1 protein-coding gene is annotated in these 806 nt (G+C 30.5%); it reads right to left on the bottom strand.

Features of this window, described 5'->3' with window-relative positions; genetic code table 11:
• Nucleotides 1–806 (bottom strand): hypothetical protein (locus RCF13_RS26220; RefSeq protein ID WP_308141678.1); only part of this gene is annotated, 806 nt, incomplete at both ends.

Below are 806 nucleotides of genomic sequence, written 5' to 3'. Positions count from 1 at the left end.
AGGATTAGTCGGATCTATATATGTAATGGCTTCATCAGGAATTCCATGGGCTTTTGCTAATTTATAAACCTTTTTGCAAAGGTCATTTGAAGGTTCGATTACTGTTATACCATTTAGCAGCGCTCCACGAATTTCCTCAGAAATATAATTTTTATCCTTATAAAATTTCCGAAAGTTATTTATCATGAAAGTCATGTAATGCAAGTCTTGATTAATTAGTGGTAAAGCTTGTGCAGCAGTCTTACCAACACCTATCGCACCAACAATTAATAAATTTAAAGTGCGGTCTAGCCCAGGTATATATACCATTATATTTTTCTTAACATTTGGTCCCAATTCAACATCTGGTGTTGGGATAATGATTTTACTTTTATCCTTAAATTTATCTCCAATTTCTGAGGCTATTTTTCTTTGTTTGTCACTTGATAAGAATATTTCAGCTATAGCAGGTAATGTAACATCATATTCCCAAGTTTTAAATAACTCTTTGATTTGATCCCAGTGTGCATTTATGAATTTAAAGAGCCAATAATAAGTTAGCAGCAGAAAAATTAAAGGAAACGATAATATAAATAACATAAGATTATCAAAGTTTTGTAGAAAAGCACTCTGCATTTCTAAACTTGGAACAAATAATAGTTCCTTTTTCAAATAGAAATATGGTATTAGTGTTCTAACTACAGATGCGCTACAAGACCATAAATATTGAAAAGTAATACCGAAGAAACATATACCGAGAATTGCATAGCGATATTTTAACTCTTGCAATTTTTTAATTTTTGTAGAAATTAACCATGTGAATATGA

Source organism: Stenotrophomonas maltophilia group sp. RNC7 (assembly GCF_030910085.1).
In the GTDB taxonomy this organism is placed as follows: domain Bacteria; phylum Pseudomonadota; class Gammaproteobacteria; order Xanthomonadales; family Xanthomonadaceae; genus Stenotrophomonas; species Stenotrophomonas sepilia.
This window is presented reverse-complemented; position numbering and strand designations above follow the sequence as displayed.